Origin of the sequence: Shewanella sp. ZOR0012 (genome assembly GCF_000798835.1) — a bacterium.
GTDB classification, from domain to species: Bacteria; Pseudomonadota; Gammaproteobacteria; order Enterobacterales; family Shewanellaceae; genus Shewanella; species Shewanella xiamenensis.
This window is the reverse complement of the sequence record NZ_JTLE01000094.1, coordinates 3488191-3505862: the sequence shown is the minus strand read 5'-3', so window position 1 is coordinate 3505862 and position 17672 is coordinate 3488191. Positions and strand designations below refer to the sequence as shown.

At 45.2% G+C, this 17672-nt stretch carries 16 protein-coding genes; 7 read left to right on the top strand and 9 right to left on the bottom strand.

Features of this window, described 5'->3' with window-relative positions; all coding sequences use genetic code 11:
* The first annotated feature begins 148 nt into the window (after positions 1-148).
* On the top strand, positions 149-706 hold the full coding sequence (locus L976_RS16970) for a porin family protein (RefSeq protein WP_047538633.1): 558 nt from the start codon (positions 149-151) through the stop codon (positions 704-706).
* A 68-nt stretch (positions 707-774) separates the two neighbouring features.
* Here L976_RS16970 and glnG read toward each other — a convergent pair whose 3' ends face one another.
* The 7 genes from glnG to ovoA form a co-directional block, all read right to left on the bottom strand.
* Positions 775-2190 (bottom strand): nitrogen regulation protein NR(I), encoded by a 1416-nt coding sequence (gene glnG, locus L976_RS16965; protein ID WP_047538629.1) that lies wholly within the window; start codon positions 2188-2190, stop codon positions 775-777.
* 37 nt (positions 2191-2227) lie between these two features.
* Positions 2228-3274: a nitrogen regulation protein NR(II) gene (gene glnL, locus L976_RS16960; protein WP_047538626.1), complete on the bottom strand. Its 1047-nt coding sequence runs from the start codon at positions 3272-3274 to the stop codon at positions 2228-2230.
* 121 nt (positions 3275-3395) lie between these two features.
* Positions 3396-3929, bottom strand: coding sequence for a DUF4124 domain-containing protein (locus L976_RS16955; RefSeq protein WP_047538623.1), 534 nt, complete (start codon positions 3927-3929; stop codon positions 3396-3398).
* Between the two features lie 294 nt (positions 3930-4223).
* Positions 4224-5381 (bottom strand): iron-containing alcohol dehydrogenase, encoded by a 1158-nt coding sequence (locus L976_RS16950; RefSeq protein WP_037425092.1) that lies wholly within the window; start codon positions 5379-5381, stop codon positions 4224-4226.
* Positions 5382-5531: 150 nt separating this feature from the next.
* Positions 5532-6128, bottom strand: coding sequence for a TetR/AcrR family transcriptional regulator (locus tag L976_RS16945; RefSeq protein WP_047538620.1), 597 nt, complete (start codon positions 6126-6128; stop codon positions 5532-5534).
* Positions 6129-6241: 113 nt separating this feature from the next.
* Entirely contained in the window at positions 6242-6553 is a 312-nt protein-coding gene (ppnP, locus tag L976_RS16940; protein ID WP_047538618.1) for a pyrimidine/purine nucleoside phosphorylase, read from the bottom strand.
* A gap of 656 nt (positions 6554-7209) precedes the next feature.
* Positions 7210-9309 carry a 5-histidylcysteine sulfoxide synthase gene (ovoA, locus tag L976_RS16935; RefSeq protein WP_156143197.1) on the bottom strand — a complete coding sequence of 700 codons (2100 nt, stop codon included), beginning with the start codon at positions 9307-9309 and terminating at the stop codon, positions 7210-7212.
* 293 nt (positions 9310-9602) lie between these two features.
* Between ovoA and L976_RS16930 the strand changes: the two genes are divergently transcribed.
* Complete coding sequence (locus L976_RS16930) at positions 9603-10586, top strand: prolyl hydroxylase family protein (RefSeq protein WP_047538615.1); 984 nt, start codon at positions 9603-9605, stop codon at positions 10584-10586.
* Positions 10587-10727: 141 nt separating this feature from the next.
* Positions 10728-11123: a hypothetical protein gene (locus tag L976_RS16925; RefSeq protein ID WP_037423116.1), complete on the top strand. Its 396-nt coding sequence runs from the start codon at positions 10728-10730 to the stop codon at positions 11121-11123.
* Positions 11124-11131: 8 nt separating this feature from the next.
* Here the strand turns inward: L976_RS16925 and L976_RS16920 are convergent, their stop codons facing one another.
* Complete coding sequence (locus L976_RS16920) at positions 11132-11329, bottom strand: hypothetical protein (RefSeq protein WP_047538612.1); 198 nt, start codon at positions 11327-11329, stop codon at positions 11132-11134.
* 365 nt (positions 11330-11694) lie between these two features.
* On the opposite strand from L976_RS16920, the gene L976_RS16915 reads away from it, so the two are divergent.
* The 4 genes from L976_RS16915 to L976_RS16900 all read left to right on the top strand — a co-directional run bounded on the left by L976_RS16915 (position 11695) and on the right by L976_RS16900 (position 15484).
* Positions 11695-12534 carry a PfkB family carbohydrate kinase gene (locus tag L976_RS16915; RefSeq protein WP_047538609.1) on the top strand — a complete coding sequence of 280 codons (840 nt, stop codon included), beginning with the start codon at positions 11695-11697 and terminating at the stop codon, positions 12532-12534.
* A gap of 309 nt (positions 12535-12843) precedes the next feature.
* On the top strand, positions 12844-14301 hold the full coding sequence (locus L976_RS16910) for a sensor domain-containing diguanylate cyclase (protein ID WP_047538607.1): 1458 nt from the start codon (positions 12844-12846) through the stop codon (positions 14299-14301).
* A 94-nt stretch (positions 14302-14395) separates the two neighbouring features.
* A complete protein-coding gene (locus L976_RS16905; protein ID WP_047538603.1) occupies positions 14396-15088 on the top strand; it encodes an MOSC domain-containing protein in 693 nt (230 codons plus the stop codon).
* A gap of 39 nt (positions 15089-15127) precedes the next feature.
* On the top strand, positions 15128-15484 hold the full coding sequence (locus L976_RS16900; RefSeq protein ID WP_037423127.1) for a DUF4870 domain-containing protein: 357 nt from the start codon (positions 15128-15130) through the stop codon (positions 15482-15484).
* A gap of 87 nt (positions 15485-15571) precedes the next feature.
* On the opposite strand, the gene L976_RS16895 is transcribed toward L976_RS16900, so the two are convergent.
* Positions 15572-17488: a methyl-accepting chemotaxis protein gene (locus tag L976_RS16895; RefSeq protein ID WP_047538600.1), complete on the bottom strand. Its 1917-nt coding sequence runs from the start codon at positions 17486-17488 to the stop codon at positions 15572-15574.
* Positions 17489-17672 lie beyond the last annotated feature (184 nt).

The following is a 17672-nucleotide window of genomic DNA, read 5'->3' as shown; positions in this document are numbered from 1 at the left end:
AGTCTCTTTTCATACATGCTCGTTTTATTTAAAGCTGAATGCTTTCTGTATAAAGTGTATTTAGCCTTTACAAACTATTACTCTTATTTTGTGTTTGTTATATTATTCGCGGCGTTTACTACTTAGGTTAACTCATTAGGGAAATGTAATGAAAAAACTATCTTTAGTTGCGGGTTCTTTACTAGCAGTATTAGTGACAGGCCAAGCTGTAGCGGCAGCTGACACCACAGGTTTTTATGTGGGTGGTGCACTAAATCGCGTGACTGTTGATGTGCTTGATGATGGAGAAACAGGGACAGGTTTCGGTGTATACGGTGGTTACAACTTTAACGAATGGTTTGGTTTAGAGGCGAATTTATTTGCAACTGGCGATTTAGGCGATAAGGATGTCGATATTTCTGCGGGTGCACTTACTTTTACACCTAAGTTTACTATGCAAATCAATGATATGTTCTCAGCTTATGCAAAGGTCGGTGTTGCATCTATGGCTATGAATATTGACGGTTTTGGTTTTGATGAAGATTTCACAGGCTATGGCTGGACCTACGGTGTTGGTATTAACGCTGCTGTGACAGAGCATTTAAATGTTCGCTTGAGTTACGATGTTACTAGCGGTGATTTAGACGCTGACCACAATTATTTAAATGTGAAAGATATCGATACCGATATTAAACAACTGGCGATTGGTGTGCATTACCAGTTCTAATTATTTAGATTTAATCTAAATAATAAAAAAGGGATAGTGATATCCCTTTTTTGCTTTTAAATGGATGGTTAATCCATAGACAATTCTTTCAGTTTTCGCGTTAAAGTATTTCTGCCCCAGCCTAAACGTTTTGCCGCTTCTTGTTTATGCCCTTGTGTATGTCTCAATGCGGTTTCGAGTAATATGCGCTCAAAGGCAGGCTGTACTTCGGTTAATAAATCGCTATTTCCCTCAGACAGTTTTTGGTCGATCCACTCGGTGAGTGCCGATTGCCAATCTTGGCTGCCTTTCGCCATTGGATTAATACTGGTAGGTTCCTTAAGTAACTCGGGCGGCAAGTCTTGGGGCAGGATTTCTTGTCCTGAGGCCATGACGGTGAGCCAGCGACAAGTGTTCTCGAGTTGTCTAACGTTGCCCGGCCATGGCAATTGCGATAGCTTAGCGGCGGTCTCCTTGGTGAGGATTTTGGCTTCGACACCAATCTCCTTGGCGGCGGAGGCTAAAAAGTGGCTAGCAAGCTGAGGAATATCCTCACGGCGTTGTGACAGCGGTGGCAAATGGATACGAATCACATTGAGGCGGTGGAATAAGTCTTCCCTAAATCCGCCTTTTAGGACTAATTGTTCTAGGTCTTGGTGGGTGGCAGCAATGATGCGCACATCCACTTGTACAGCACTGTGGCCGCCGACTCGATAAAACTGTCCATCGGCGAGAACCCGTAGCAAACGGGTTTGCACGTCTAGCGGCATATCGCCGATTTCATCTAAAAACAGGGTGCCGCCGTTAGCTTGCTCAAAGCGCCCTTGACGCACGTTAGCCGCACCAGTAAAGGCGCCTTTTTCGTGGCCAAACAGTTCTGATTCGATTAAATCCTTGGGAATCGCCGCCATATTCAAGGCGATAAAAGGTTTATCCTTGCGCGGACTGTGCTTATGCAGTGCGCCTGCAACTAGCTCTTTACCTGTGCCTGATTGGCCATTGATCAGCACGCTGATTGAAGAGCGCGACAACCTACCAATGGCACGAAACACTTCCTGCATCGCGGGGGCTTCACCGATAATTTCGGGGGTTTTGACTTGAGTTTCCTGCGCAACTGGCGTTGGACTTTGCTCTGTTGCATGGGTCAGCGCGCGCTCAACGAGTGAAATCGCCTCATCAATATCAAAGGGTTTAGGTAAATACTCGAACGCCCCAGCCTGATAGGCACTCACTGCACTGTCTAAGTCCGAATGCGCCGTCATGATGATAACGGGAATATGCGGATAGTGGATTTGCAGTCTTTCAAGCAGGGATAAGCCATCGGTGCCCGGCATACGAATATCCGAGACGATGACCCGTGGTTGGGAGATTTCTAATGCTTGCCAGAGTGATTCTGCTGCAGCAAAGCTGGCGGTGCTAAGTTTAGCGCCTTGGAGCGCTTTTTCGAGCACCCAACGTATTGAGCTGTCATCGTCGAGGATCCACACTTGTTCACTGATTCGCATTTTGCTTCCTCATACGGTATGTGTTGGTTTTGCTTGATTATTTGGCACTTAAAATCGGTAGCGAGATAATAAATTCTGTATGTCCTGGGCTGGAGACGCAATCAATCCTGCCCGAGTGTAATCTGGCAATGTTGTGGGCAATCGATAGACCCAGCCCCGAGCCCTGTTCGCGACTGGTGACCATGGGATAAAACAACGTGTCCATCAGCTCTGGTGGTATACCTGGGCCATTGTCGATAATAGACAGGGTCAGTACGAGCTTGTGGCGCTGCGAGCCAATGGTGACCTGATGTTGCGTGCGGGTGCGGATCAGGATTTCACCGCCGGTATACTCGAGGGCTTGCACCGCATTCTGCAATATATTCAACACCGCTTGCTGCATTTGATCTGGGTCCATCTCGATATCGGGGATCGAGGGATCATAATCCCGCTTCAACTGGATATTGGCTGGCAGTGCGATTTCCACCAGTTTATATACTTTTTGCACCACTTGATGAATGTTATGCAGGCTATGTTGAGTGGGGCGCTGCGGGCCAAGTAGCCTATCGACTAAGCTACGCAGCCGATCAGCTTGTTCGATGATGAGATTGGTAAATTCCTTTTGCGCGGGATCGTCGAGTTCCCGCGAGAGCAATTGCGCTGCACCACGCAAGCCGCCTAAGGGGTTTTTAATCTCATGGGCTAAGTTACGCACTAAGAATTGTGCCGCCTGCTGCTGTGCATCTTGGCTAAGTTGCTGGTGGATACGTCGTTGTTGATCGACTTGCCTAAGTTCAAGCAGGCTCAGCTGTGCTTCATCCTCGAGCGGGATCAGTGTCAGATCGACGGTGTGATGCTGGGCATCTAAGGTGACTAACGTCGCGGTGTTAACGGTGAGACTTTGCCCAGCTTTTACCGCATCGCTAAGGAGCTGAGCCTCGACACCGAGCGCTTGATAATGCTCGGGTAATGCTTGTTCGACCAGCCTGTGGCTACCGACACCTAACAGTTGCTCTGCAGCGGCGTTGGCATAACAAGGCTTAAGATCCTTATCGATGACCAGTACCGCGGTCACTAAATGATTGAGCAGAGTCTCTTTATCCATCTACCGTTCCTGAAAATAGGGTTGCACCCTTATGTTGCACCGATTTGGTGCATGCTGCAACTCGGCTTCATCAAACGGTTTAATCTGTTAGTGACAACCTAACTATTTATTATTAAACCATTTAATTGGATCTTGGCTGCTTTTTAGGTGCTGGAGTCATCGCCGCTTGATGAAGAAATATCTTTCTTGGAGAGCTAGATGCAAAGACTTTGCCGTTTTGAGTCATCGCATCGACAACAATGGTATGTTCACCTCTGTCGATGTTGCTTAACTGAAATGTGCCGCCGATTTGGGGTTGGCCGATGGTTTTGCCATCGAGTTTAAGGGCCATGAGATATTGGCTCTTGATTTCAGGGGTTACTGTGGCTGTGACTTGGAAATCGCCATTATTATCCCTGACGGTTTCCTCTTCTTCAGGGGAAGTTATGACGACTTGGTATTTGGTTTGTTCAATGGCTTGCGAGTCATTTGTATCAGGGTTTACGGGGGGAAGAGTAATTTGGTTTAGCGTTTTTTCTTTTAATTCAACAATCTCAGCATTTGGATGTGGCTCATCGGAATAATGAACTTTACCGTCCTTATCGACCCACTTATATACTGTTGCCTGCGCGAATAAGCTAAGCAGCACTAAGCTGATGAGAGTAAAGAAACGCATGCAAAAATCCTTTTATCAGTAAGATAAGATTATCCAAGAGTAGTCGTTTTTTCATCAAAAATCATGGTGTTTGTGCATCAGTAATGAGGATTTATCGGCGATAAACGGGTTTACAAGATGACAAGGTGTGACTGATTGATGTCGCTAACGCCATTACAAATATTTCTTTAAAACTTGATGCCCCTAAGTGTGAGTACCCTTTGCCCCGTTTGAGGGAATATCAACGCACCATTATGGTGCGTTGATAGTGTAAAGTCTCACGGCAGCATGGGATTGCAGAGATGTGAGATTGAACTATAAGGCGAGGGTTAAAATATCGCGGCTCATGGCGGGATCAATATTGCCATGTTCACCTAAAGCAACCATGCCATGTTTCTCGAGTTGAGCAACAACCGCATCGACAGCTTCTTTACCTAAATCATAGCCAGATAAGTGCGTTGCAATGCCCATGGCTTCGAAAAATGCTTGGGTTTTCGCAATCGCGGCCTCGATTCGTTCGTCTTCGGAGCCTGTGGTGATATGCCATACTCTGTCTGCAAATTGCAGTAATTTTTCACGCTTAGCCGTTTTTGTGCAGCGTAATAGTGCTGGCAATACAATGGCTAAGGTACGGGCATGGTCAATATCATAGAGTGCGGTGAGCTCATGGCCAATCATGTGAGTTGCCCAATCATGCGGAACGCCTGTGGCAATCGTGCCATTGAGTGCCATAGTCGCGACCCACATCAAGTTAGCACGGATATCGTAATCTTCAGGCTTTGTGAGTGCTTGCGGGCCTAATTCAATCAAAATTTGCAGTAAACCTTCGGCAAATCTGTCCTGTACCGCGGCATTGACTGGGTAAGTGAGATATTGCTCGGTGATATGCACAAACGCATCGACAACACCGTTCGCCACTTGTCTTTCCGGTAGGGTAAAGGTTTTGGTGGGATCGAGGATGGAGAATTGTGGATACACTAAATCGTTACGGAATGGCAGCTTTGCTTTCAAAGATTTACGGGTCACCACACTGGCATTGTTCATCTCTGAACCTGTGGCCGGTAGGGTTAATACCGAGCCAAATGGCATGGCTTTGGTCACCTTGGTGCCCCAGCTCGTGAGAATATCCCAAGGCTCGCCTTCAAATACCGCAGCCGCGGCAACAAACTTAGTGCCATCGATGACCGAACCGCCACCAACGGCGAGTAAGAAGTCAATATGTAATTCACGTACTTGCGCGACCGCTTGCATCAGAGTTTCGTAGGTTGGATTGGGTTCGATCCCCTCAAATTCGACCACAAAACGATTTCCAAGCGCTTGTTTTACTTCAGCTAAGGTACCTGTTCGTTTGGCGCTGCTGCCGCCAAATAGCACCATCACTCTGGCATTGCTAGGCACTAAGGTGTCGATTTCAGCTATGGTATTTTTACCAAAATGAATACGAGTTGGATTGTAGTAGGTGAAATTAAACATACTGCTATTTGTCCTATGGTTGGAAAATGAATTTAGTAGACCAGTCGTCTATATTGGTTTGGCTACTAAATGATAAATCAAGCCGACGAGGCGATATTTCATTGTTCATTAACGGGTTGCTGATTAATTGGTGTGCCAGTGTTGCTGGCATTAACCCATGGTTTTGGTCTTTAAAATAGATTCGGTCATTGCAAGGGCGCGCTCTAAAGCTGCGCGGCTGTGGCCGAGTTTATTCATCAAACTGGCGCCGAGCCACATGTGATACAACAACTCTGCTGTTGCCTGAGCATCCTGTTCACAGATGGATTTATCGGTAATCCCCACTTGAATGCACTGGGTTAAGCGCTCAATGATGCCAGCCGACCCCTTTAAAAGCACAAGGCGCATAGCATCAGAGAGATCGGCCACCTCAGCACTTAACTTAACGACTAGGCATTTTTGATCGATACAACCGTCCTGTTGCACCTGCAACCATCTTTGCCAGTATTGCATTTGGCGATCAAAGCCTGAGAGCTGTGGGTTGGCAAATAAGCTATCAAGCTCTGTTTGGTATTGCTCAAAATAACTGGTTAACAGTGCCTCACCGAATTGCTCTTTGGATTCAAAGTAATGGTAAAACGAGCCTTTTGGTACTTGGGCGGTCTTGAGTAATTGGGCTAACCCTAGACACGAAAAGCCTTGCTTAACGATCAGCGAGTAACCGACGTCGAGAATATGCTGACGGGTTGATTGGGTTTCTGTTTTCATGGCGCAGGAGTCTATAGCAAATTAGACCAGTCGTCTAGTGGTTGGTTTTTATACAGATGTATTGTGTAAACAGCGGAATGCTCAGTTGACTAAGCATTCCATCGACTTGAACGCTATAGATAGCTGCAGCAATATTCTGCTATGTCGCTATTGCGAATTTTAAAGCTGACATTGGCCGCAAGCTCAAACTGGCTGCCTTCGCTAAAGGTTTGCCAGGTTGTGTTATTTGGTAGTAACACCTCGAAACTGCCGCTGGTAACCTGCATGATTTCCCCTTGAGAGGTGGAAAACTCGTATTCTCCTGGAAGCACTACGCCTAGGGTTTGTTTACTACCGTCACTGAAAAATACACTGCGGCTAGCGACCTTACCCTCAAAGTAGATATTGGCTTTTTTGGCTACTGCTACTTGCTCAATTCGTTCCATCCCGTGCTCCAATTACTTTATGTTTTATGAATATGTATGCAATTCAAAGTTATTTTAATTCTGTCGTCAATATGATTTTTTACTCTGTAGCTGCTTAATAAATAGGATTTTGTGCACACAGGATTTGTTTTGGGTGTAAGTGCATAAACTTTCTAAGTTATTCTATGTTATTACTCGTTGGTGCTGGCATACCTAATAAAATAATCTGGCTTAGCAACCATAGTGCAGGTGATGGCTGGATGAGGTACTTTATATTAGGTTAAAGACTTCTGATAGAGCTCCATTATGCTTCGACTTGCCTAAAGCACTTTGAACTTGCGCTGAATGAACAGATGTTTAATGCCATTGGTATTAGGGCGTGTTGACGTTTCGAGATTAGATTTTGTTCATTCTGGCAAGCACGTGCTCGCGAAACGAGGAATGATGTCTAGTTATTCTACTGAAATATCAACACGCCCTAGTAGAGGAATACAGTGCTGTGATAAGCCTAGCCGCTTCCAGGACAGAGAGTTTATTGGGTTAGTAAATCAACTTGGTTATCGGTAAGCAAGATCAAAAGCAGATCCTTGCCATTGGGGCCGCGAATGTCACAGAGCTGTCTGTTATGCATCCGCCAGAAGTGATTCTCTGGCGGATTTTTTCCTAAATGTTTTCGGTTATCGTTTACGCCAGATCGTCATTTCTGAGAGGGAATGTTGGAACTTGCGTTTAGTCTCACGGATAACAAAGGGGATTTCCTTAACCGCGACTAGCTCAAATTGGCCGATCAAGGTTTCGGTCAACCCATCTAAAGTGGTGAAGTTTTCCCCTTTTACTTTGATGCCTCCGAGCCATTTCTCTTTTGGTGTGTAATCCTCAAGCCAAGTATAAGGTGATGCAATCACTAGGTAGCCACCTTGGTTAATGCGTTGGCCAATACTGGTGAGGAAATGTTTGGGATCGTTCAACCTGTCGATAAGGTTTGAGGCATAAACTAAGTCGTAACCTGTGTAGATCGGCTTAAGATTACAGGCATCACCTTGCATGAAGTTGACTTTTTTGGCTTCTTCCTGGTAGCCCAGTTTAGCAAGGCTGACACTCTTAAACTCTTGTAAATCGCCCTCGGTGCGGATGGTATAGCGTTTTTCGCCTTGTTCAGTCAGCGCGTAGGCTTGTTGAATAAAACGAGCCGAAAAATCGATACCGTCAACATGGTCGAACACTTTAGCTAACTCAAAGCTGGCTCGGCCCACCGAACAGCCGATGTCTAATGCCTTCGCGGTATGCTCAAGTTGGATTTCGTTTAACGCCTGTTGAACGCCATTAACGCAGAAATTCGGGACGCCAAAATATTGAGCGCCATAATGGAATTCTAAATATTGAGAAATCAGTTCATCGGTTTCGTACACATTAACCTCGGCCATTTGCTCTGGGTTTTGCAGGGACTCCACATAACGAAATCCGGCATGTTGGTAGAAGTGACGGCGAAACGCGTAGCGAGAGGCTGCAATGGCTTCATTGCCCGTCGAGATCCAAGAGCCCCCTTTAATCAGGTTATGTTTACCATCGAAAGTTGGCGTTGAAAAATCATCGTAGAGTGGATGCACTGCAAAGCCATTAAAACCATCGATAGCAGTTTCGGTCCATTGCCAGACATTACCGACAATGTCGTAAAATTCATTATGTTTAAAGCGATTTACCGGACAAGAGGAAGCGTAGTAGGCCAGCGAGATATTCCCTGGTACTTCTTGCCAGTCGGGGGCATCGGTTGGAATATTTTCTCGTAAAATATACCATTCCGCCTCAGTCAGAAGGCGGATGTTGCTTTGAGTCTGGCGCGCTTTCCAATAACAAAACGCTTTAGCTTCGAGTTGATTGACTTCAACTGGCCAATTAAGGGGAAGTGGAATTTCGCTGGTAAGATTTCGTTGCCACCATTTGCCCTCATATCGGTGCCAAAAACGTGGCATCTGGGCTTGAGTGTAAGCCAGCCATGCACGACCTTCTTCATTCCAAAACTCGGGCGATTGATAGCCTCCGGCTTCAACAAAGCTTAAATATTCTTGATTACTTACTAGATATTTTGAGGCTTTAAAGTCTGCCACTTTAAAGCTCTTATTGCCGTATTCGTTGTCCCAGCCGTAGGTTTCATCTTGCTCTTTTTTACCTAAAGTGATTTTTTTGCCCGCCACAGCAATCAGCTGGTTAGCGTCTATCGTTCCATAGTCTTGGCACTCAGGCCAGTGAGCACTTGGGGATACTTCTTCTAAAGGCAACTGACGGATAATGACTGATGAGGTTTCTAAATGGATACGTTCATGCTCAATCCCCATCAAAATGACCCAAGCAGGGCTGTCCTGAGTGATAGGCAAGGTGATAGGCATAGTATCAATTAATTGGTTAACAACGCGATTTACCTTGTCTCGATAGTCTTTTACCTCGGTGACCGTCGGCCATTGGTAGTGGGTTTCATTGAGATCGTCCCAAGACATCTCGTCAACACCAATAGCAAACATCGACTCAAAATGATCGTTGACTCTCTCCTCAAGATATTTGCCCAGTTTGAGCTTATTGATGTAGAAGGTCGCGGTGTGGCCAAAGTAAAAAATCAGCGGATGGCGTAAAGGCTCGGCTTTTGAATAATAGGCACGGTCGTGTTTTATCAACTCGAAGAGCGACTCATAGCGCGCCCAAGTTTGGTTGAAGTAGTGCTTAAGCGCTTGACGTTTTAGCGTTTCATTATCACCCGTAAGTTTGAGTGTTTGCAAAACAGGCATGTTCGATTTCTCCATAGGGCAAGCGGGTGCCATTGTTGTTGCCATGGGTTGTCAGGCTCAATACGTCACGGTTGGTTATCGGATCACTTTACCAACAAAATGTGGCAGTTATTTATCTGAGTTTTCAAGCTAACAGAAACCAAGCCTGAGATGAAACTAGGATTGTATTTTTGTACTCAAGATTGATAGAGACAAAAGACGATAAAACGATCAATTGTAAATAAAATGTTTCTTCGCAGATTCGATTCAGTTTTAATGAGCATAGTAGGGTTGAGTTGTGAATAGGTCTTTATATGCAGCAGTTATTTGTTCAATTATTAGAAGAGCGTTATTTCAATCGTTTGCCAGAGGCGTTAGTACTTAAGTTGGCAACTGAGTCGGCTGATTTTGTGCGTTTTTGGTTAGTTCACTGCATGCGTAGCATGGTTTCTGAAAGAGAGCTGGCCATCGCTTTGTTTTTCAGTGCTGAGTGGGTGTTAGAGGAACTGGCGAGTTTAAAATCGTTCTGGGGGTCCTATGTTTTGATGGAAGATCCTCTGCAAGCGCAAGAGGTTAAAGCACAATTTTGTTATTTCGTACCTTGGCTAAAAACGATTACGCCCCGCCACGCTGATGCGATCAGTGTGTTTGCTGCGCTATTGGCTTTTGAGCGCAGGCCGACTTCAGCCGGGAAGCAACTGCAATCGGCAACGCTGTCCCACTCACAACTCCCAGTGAATTTATTAGACGATATTAAGAGGTGTTCATTGCCCCATTTGCGGCCTATTACTGTGTATGGACATCAGGGAAAGGGGAGTGTCGAAAGTGGTATCCGCAACAACATGCATTACCCCACACCGATCCCTAATGACAATCTTGCAATGGCTTGTGTTGAAAGAGTCATTGCCAAGTTTGCAGGGGTTAAGTTGGCGTTTGCGGAACCCATAGTTGTACTTCGGTACGAGCCTGGCCAGTTCTATCAATGGCATTATGATGCAATACATGCATATACGGCTGAAATTGAAGCCGAATTGGCACGTTTTGGCCAAAGGTCAAAAACGGCTATTTTGTATCTTAATGATGATTTTGACGGAGGCGAAACGGAGTTCAAGGCACCTTATATACAAGTCAAACCTGAGACTGCCGCTATTTTGGTTTTTGACAACACGGATAAAGCAGGCAAACCCATTCCTTCCTCATTGCACCGTAGCTGTGAGGTAACAGCGGGGCAAAAATGGGTTTGTACCCAGTGGTTTAGAGATAAGCCGTTTTGGTTAAGAGCGGGCTTGTTCAGCTAGTTTTATCAGCATTTGATAAGGGAATTGTGGTTTACTGGATTGCGCAAGGATAAAATTATTTTATCTTTGGACAGTATTTTATCGGCTAAGGTTAGGGCAGAATGTTCACGTCCGTAAAATTATTATGCAGGATATAACGGGATGGCAATGAACGCATTATGGATACCCGCTTGGTATGAGCTTGATCCGTCGATCGTTGTGGGCGTGACTGAAGAGTTTTTATTTCATAAACCCGCTACCAATGAGGTATTAAGACTTTACAGCGGAGCGAATAAAACTGAAGCAGTTAAGGCTACTGGGGCAATTGCAAGCATTCACCACAAAGTCTTGGGGGATATTGAAAGTGTGGATGCGCAGGGGCTTGATTATACGATTGTTTTAAAAGATGGCCGTCGTTTATTGGTGAATGCTGAGGAAGATCCTGGCCTACTTTACGAATGGGTTGATGACAGTTGGCAACCGTCGGAGATGGTTATTCAGGATTGGCAACTTGAGGTCAAGTTTGCATCACTTTCGCCATTTAAGGCGGTTGATTAATTCTCGTGTTATTTTTCAGAGCAGTCAGGCTCACTTTGTTGAATCGACTGCTCTTCAAACAAGGTTTGTAGTAATCGATATTCATGTTGGATTTTTGCTACATAAACATCATGAAAATTCAGCAGATTAAATTCCTCTACGCATTGCCGATAACGGCGTAATTGTTCTTCGCTACCCATATCTTCATGCAGCCAGCCTATTAACATACGAATTCCTTTCGTCTTTATCCTTGGCACCAAGTTTAACCTTTTTCTAATTTAAGGGTCGCTTGAATCTTGGTGATATTTTTATGTTTTCATGAGTAAAGCTTACGTTTTTCAAGATTATTCATATTATTTATCATGTTCTTAATCGAACATCGTCTTTAACTGTTTAGCCTGAATGTGTGGTGTTGCTGAATTTGATTATGGTCAAGGTCTTACAACAAAAGCCCGTTTAAGCTGACATTTGATGAATAATAGGTATTAGATACTCAGATTGTGCCACCTCGCATTTTGGTCTAGATTGGGGCTCTTTTAGCCCCAAACGTGTCCCGGTTGGGCGTGGTATTCTCTTTCAATGGAGCCTTGTCATGGCAAATATTTTGCTGGTGGCCAACCTTAACTGTGACCGTGTGTTAATCCTTGATAAACCTTTAAAAACCGGTGGTCGCTTTCATTATCAAGATGGCGGTCAACGGCTAGGCGGCGGTGGGGCGAATACGGGGCTTGGACTTGTTTGGGCAGGTCATAGAGTTGCATTAGTCAGCCAAGTGGGTAGGGATGAAATGGGGGATTGGGCTATCGCCGAGGCGAGTACCCAAGGGCTTGATTGTCGTTTAGTGCAGCGCCGCGCAGGGAATACCTGTGAGATGCTGCTGGTGATGACTCCTGACGGTGAGCGCACCATTATCCGCCCGCAGCGGCCAGTTTTTGAGTTATCGGTTCCACCAAAATGGCAGCATTGGGATGCGTTGTATTTTAATACATCAGCGGAAGGGACAGTAAGTTGGGCTAAAACTGCACTGGATCATTGCCTTGTGATCGCCCAACTTGCCAAGGATGATAGACCACGCCCTTGCCATGTACTACTTGCTTCTATGAGTGATATGCATGGACGATGTGATGTCGCCTCTTGGGATTACGGTGTAGGCATTGGTGGTGAATCATTACGTTATTTTGTGGTGACTGATGGTGTCCGTGGCGCGAAGGTTTATACCCAAGATGATGTGCAGCATGTGCCTGCGGTGCCTGCTGAGGTTGTCGACACCACGGGTGCAGGGGATGCCTATGCTGCTGGGCTTATTCATGGACTCTGTGCTGGCAAATCTATCACTCAAGCAATGTCTGAAGGTGCTGTTTGGGCGGCTTTTGCAGTCGCAACAGACAGTTCTATTCCTGGTGAAGCTTTAAAACAGTATTTAGAAGCATAATGCTGGAAATGGGCTGCAAGTGTTAAACAATTTGGACGTCATTTTTCTGTCATCTTGGATTGATAAAGTGTGCACAGTGACGGAGAGCTCTTGTCCTTTAACGTTTGCTTGCGCTTTTCTCCCATTTTGTTGGTTCGCTTGTTTGCCTCGTTTCCCCAACGGGGCATTTTTTTACCTCGAATAATGTTATTTCGTCGAAGAACATTCATATAGCGGAAATATTGTGCGGTCATTGAGGGATTGCGTTAACATTTAGGTAACTCACCACGCTACTACAAAATAATAAGCCTACTGCTGTTGGAGTTGGAAATGGGCAATCACGTTTGGAATGATAAAAAGAAGTTTATTTGGCTACTTTCTGTGTTGTTGCTAGTTGCCTTTTTAGTGACCAGTGGTATTAGCTATAAAGTGGCCCATGACTCTTTGAGTCAGCAAATTGAAAGTAATACTTTACCTTTAACAAGCGATAATATTTATTCAGAAATTCAACAAGATCTACTACGTCCGATCTTTATTTCCTCCCTTATGGCACAGGATACCTTTGTGCGTGATTGGACATTAAACCATGAGCAAGAACCTGAAAAGCTGATCCGTTATCTGAAAGAAATCCAGGATAAGTACGATACTGTCACCAGCTTTTTTGTTTCAGAACAGAGTCGCAACTACTACCACTCATCGGGGGTGTTAAAGAAAATCCAAGATATTGAGCCTAATGATGCTTGGTATTTTCGTGTCCGTTCGTTACCAGAATCAGAACATTATGAAATTAATATCGATGCTGATACCGCTGATCGCACTAAAACAACCGTATTTGTTAACTATAAAGTTTTTGATTTTGAAGGTAAGTTTATGGGGGTTACTGGCGTTGGCCTTGCAGTTGAAAAGGTCAAGGCGCTGATTGAACTCTATCAAAAGCGTTATAACCGTCGGGTTTTTTTCACCGATAGACAGGGTAATGTCACTCTCCATGGTGATGAATATGATGGCGCTAATTCACTGCAAGCCAGCACTGGCTTGGAGCAACTATCAACGCGCATTTTAACTAGCCCAAGCGCCGCATTTAGCTATCAGCGCAACGGTAAAACGGTCTACTTAAACAGTCGATTAGTGCCTGAGTTCAAGTGGTATTTAATTGTTGAGCAAGAAGATGCTCCGCAAGAACAAGAACTGCTTAATACCTTTTGGGGGAACTTAGCCCTAAGTTTGGTCGTGACCATAGGTATTTTGTTTATTTCAAACATGACCTTAGGGCGCTATCAGCGCAAACTTGAGGTTATGGCATCAACTGACAAACTCACTGGTGCAGCTAATCGACAAGTCTTTGAAGAGTATTTCCATCAGGCATTAGACAAAGCTAATTTGTCGCAAACTCCTATTTCAGTTCTCCTTGTCGATATCGACCACTTTAAAAAAGTGAATGATAGCTATGGTCATAGTATTGGTGATTTAGTGCTCAAAACGGTCACTAACTTGCTACGTAGCCAGCTAAAACAGCAAGATATACTTTGCCGTTGGGGTGGGGAAGAGTTTTTGGTGTTATTGCCAGAGATGGATTTAAGCCATGCGGCAGAGTTGGCGGAACGTTTCCGTGATTCGATTTCTCAGCGCGAGTTGAAGGTCAATGGAGTACATATTGCTATCACTGTCAGTATTGGTGTTGCAGAATATCAAAAGCTTGAACCGGCAGAGGATTTAATAAAACGAGCCGATTTAGCTTTATATCAAGCGAAAGAAGCTGGCCGTAATCAAGTAGTGTTAAATCAGTGATACCCAGATTTTAGAGCACGCTCGATTTGTTTAGAGTATGTAATACTTAGCGTTTTTATTTGGCCCCGTGTGGCGACAATGATGGGAGTAACCAATGTCGACCTTATTGGTAAACAGATTATCGGGTTTGTATTTAGGGGCGAGCCTGCAAGAAATTAGCGGCATTTCAACTGGCATTGACGGTAAAAAATCGGCGCAGCAGTTAGTGGTGAATGTCGACCATGTGGAAGGCGATGCACAGGCTGATCCTAAACATCATGGCGGACTTGACCGAGTATTGCATCATTTTCCCCGTGAGCATTATGGTCAATACCGTCGTTGGGATTTAATCACCCAACTCGAAGATGCACCGAGCATGGGTGAAAATATCAGCACGGTTGGCTTAAATGAAACCGAGGTCAATATTGGGGATGTGCTGCAAATCGGTGAAGTGATTGTGCAAGTGACTCAGCCGCGCTCACCTTGCTTTAAATTGAACCTGCAATTTGGCCATAGAGACTTTGCCCTTGCCATGCAGCAGAGTCAGTTATGCGGTTGGTTTTACAGAGTATTAATCCCAGGTGTGATTCAGTTAAGCGACAAGATAGAATTAGTCGAGCGTAAAACTGATATCAGCGTTGCCGAGGCGATGGCGCTGTATTTTTCTCCTCAATATAACGCTAAAGCCTATGATAGACTCGCCTCCTGTGAAGGGCTGGCACAAAGCTGGGTGAATAGCCTACAGCGCCGCTTAGCAACGCAGCAAGTCGAAGATTGGCAAATGCGTTTGTATGGGCCAAAGAGCTAATAACTTTTATATTTCAAACAATAATACAGGGAAAGTGTCATGATAGAGTCAGTGACGAAGAGCGAGAAAGATTTTGGTTTACTGGTGTATGCCTCTAGTTTAATTGGGTATTTAGTACCATTAGGCTCCATCCTTGGTCCGCTCATTTTGTGGCTGATGAAGCGTGAAGAGTCGGCTTTTGTCGACCAATGTGGGCGCAGCTGTCTGAACTTTAAGCTAAGCCTACTAATCTACGTGATCATCAGTGGGATATTAGCGTTTGTAGGCATTGGATTTATCTTGCTTATCATCCTCGGCATTTTGGACTTAGTCTGTACTATCCTAGGCATAGTTAAGGCCAGTGAAGGGCAGGTTTATCGCTATCCACTGACAATCAAGTTTCTCTCCGATAACTAATCGACTTTTAAGTTATGTAATAAAAACGCCTTAGGGAGACCCACTAAGGCGTTTTTGTTTCTATATCAATATCTTTGTGTTTGACAATTACACTTTAAACTTAGCTACCAAGGTATCCAAGCGGTGGGCGAGTTGATTTAACGCTAAACTGGCCTGCGCCGCAGCTTGGGCTGTGCTCGCGGTGCGTTGGGTAATGTCGTTAATTTCGGTCACGTTACGGTTAATATCTTCGACCACGGTCGATTGCTCTTCTGTTGCCGCCGCGACTTGAATGTTCATATCACTGATAAGACCAATACGATCGCTAATGCCAACCAAAGACTGGCTAGCCTCATCAACCGCTGTGACACCTTCGTGTGAGCGAGCGCGGCTCTGTGCCATGGCATTAACTGCGCGGCTTGCTTCAGATTGCAACTTGTCGATCATACCTTGGACTTCGTTAGTAGAGGCTGCGGTACGTGATGCCAGATTACGGACTTCATCGGCAACTACGGCAAAGCCACGTCCCGCTTCACCTGCGCGTGCAGCTTCAATCGCGGCGTTGAGGGCTAATAGATTGGTTTGCTCCGAAATAGCACGGATTACATCGAGGATGCCACCGATAGATTTGGTATGAGTCGCGAGGGATTCAATCACTTCACCTACTTGTTCCACATCATGGGAGAGCTGATTGATAGTGTCACGGGCACGCGTTACTACCACTTGGCCGCTATTGGATTCTGTATCGGCATCTTTCGCGGCGACAGCGGCTTGGGCTGCATTACTAGCGATTTCATTTACGGTTGCCCCCATCTCATTGATGGCCGTTACCACCATCATAGTGCGGTCTTTTTGTTCATGACTATCTTCAAGGGTTTGCTGTGCTTGATTAGATACATCTTTCGCCGAGAGGCCGAGTTGTTCACTGGTCTGTGCTACCTCAATCACGGAATCTTGGATTTTGCTGATAAAGCTATTAAATCCTTGGGCAAGTTGGGCAATTTCATCTTCACCATTTACAGGTAAGCGTTGGCGTAAATCACCCTCACCTTCACCGATATCATGGAACATTGCTGCGACTTGGGCGATAGGGCGACTCACTGAGCCAGCTACCACAATGGCCAGCATGATAAAGCCCGCGGCAATGATTACGGTCCAAATTAGGATCTGGTAGGCGGCATCTGTCAGCAGGGCGAAGACTTCGGCTTCAGGTACTTGGGCAACCAAATACCAATCCATCGACGGAATATAACTGCTGGCAACAAAGGTGTTTTCACCTTGGATATCGGTATTAATAAGATTGAAATCACTACGATTGAGTAATGAACTCATGTTGGCGCCCGAGTACAAACTCTTAAGGCTGCTCTTGCCAATTTGGCTGGCGTCTGGATGTAGTTTTACCTCGCCTTTGGCATCGACTAAGTAGACAAACCCGGTTTTTTCAATCTTAAAAGAGTCGAGGAGCCGCACCATATCATCGAGGGATTTGGCGAGACCAACAAGTCCGCGACCGTTAGGTTGTTGATAGTTTATAAAGAGTTTTACCTCACCATTGGCTTCGGTAAATACGTTTAACATCCGCTCTTGGCCGCTATCACGATAACCAAAAAACCACCCATCTTGGGCGGGCGTGAGTACGCGTAAAAAACCGTCCTGAGTATAATAGGCTGCGGTTTGTCTATCGGCGTAGGAGGCTTGGGCCAAATGATATTGGCGGGTGATGTCCTTTAATTGGGCAACGACGTGGGGCTCTTGCTCCGTTGGGCGGCCATTTTCAAGCCATTGCAGTAACATACGGCTGCTGGCGAGTTGTTCGGCGGCATTCATTAAGCTCGAAATATCCAGCTCAATCTTGTTGCGGATCTGCATCATTAGGCTGGGCATTTCCGACCCGAGCATACGTTGCTGAACCACATTTTTAGCACTGCGTTGGCTGAGCACGCCCACCAGAATGGTTGATAGCAGCACTGCAAATGCCACTGTCAGCAGAATTTTCTGCTTAATAGTAAGGTTATTAAATATCATAAATATCAATATGCCTGTGTTATACGTTTAGAAATATCGGTCGACGTTTTCTACCAATGACTTAGTATCGGACAGAAATGTTAAAAGTTAACCTTAGTTTTGGTCTAATGCCGAATAAAACAGCGTACAAGACATTTATTTGGCCTAACCTGTTGCTCTTGCGGTAGATCTTGTTATGTAGAGT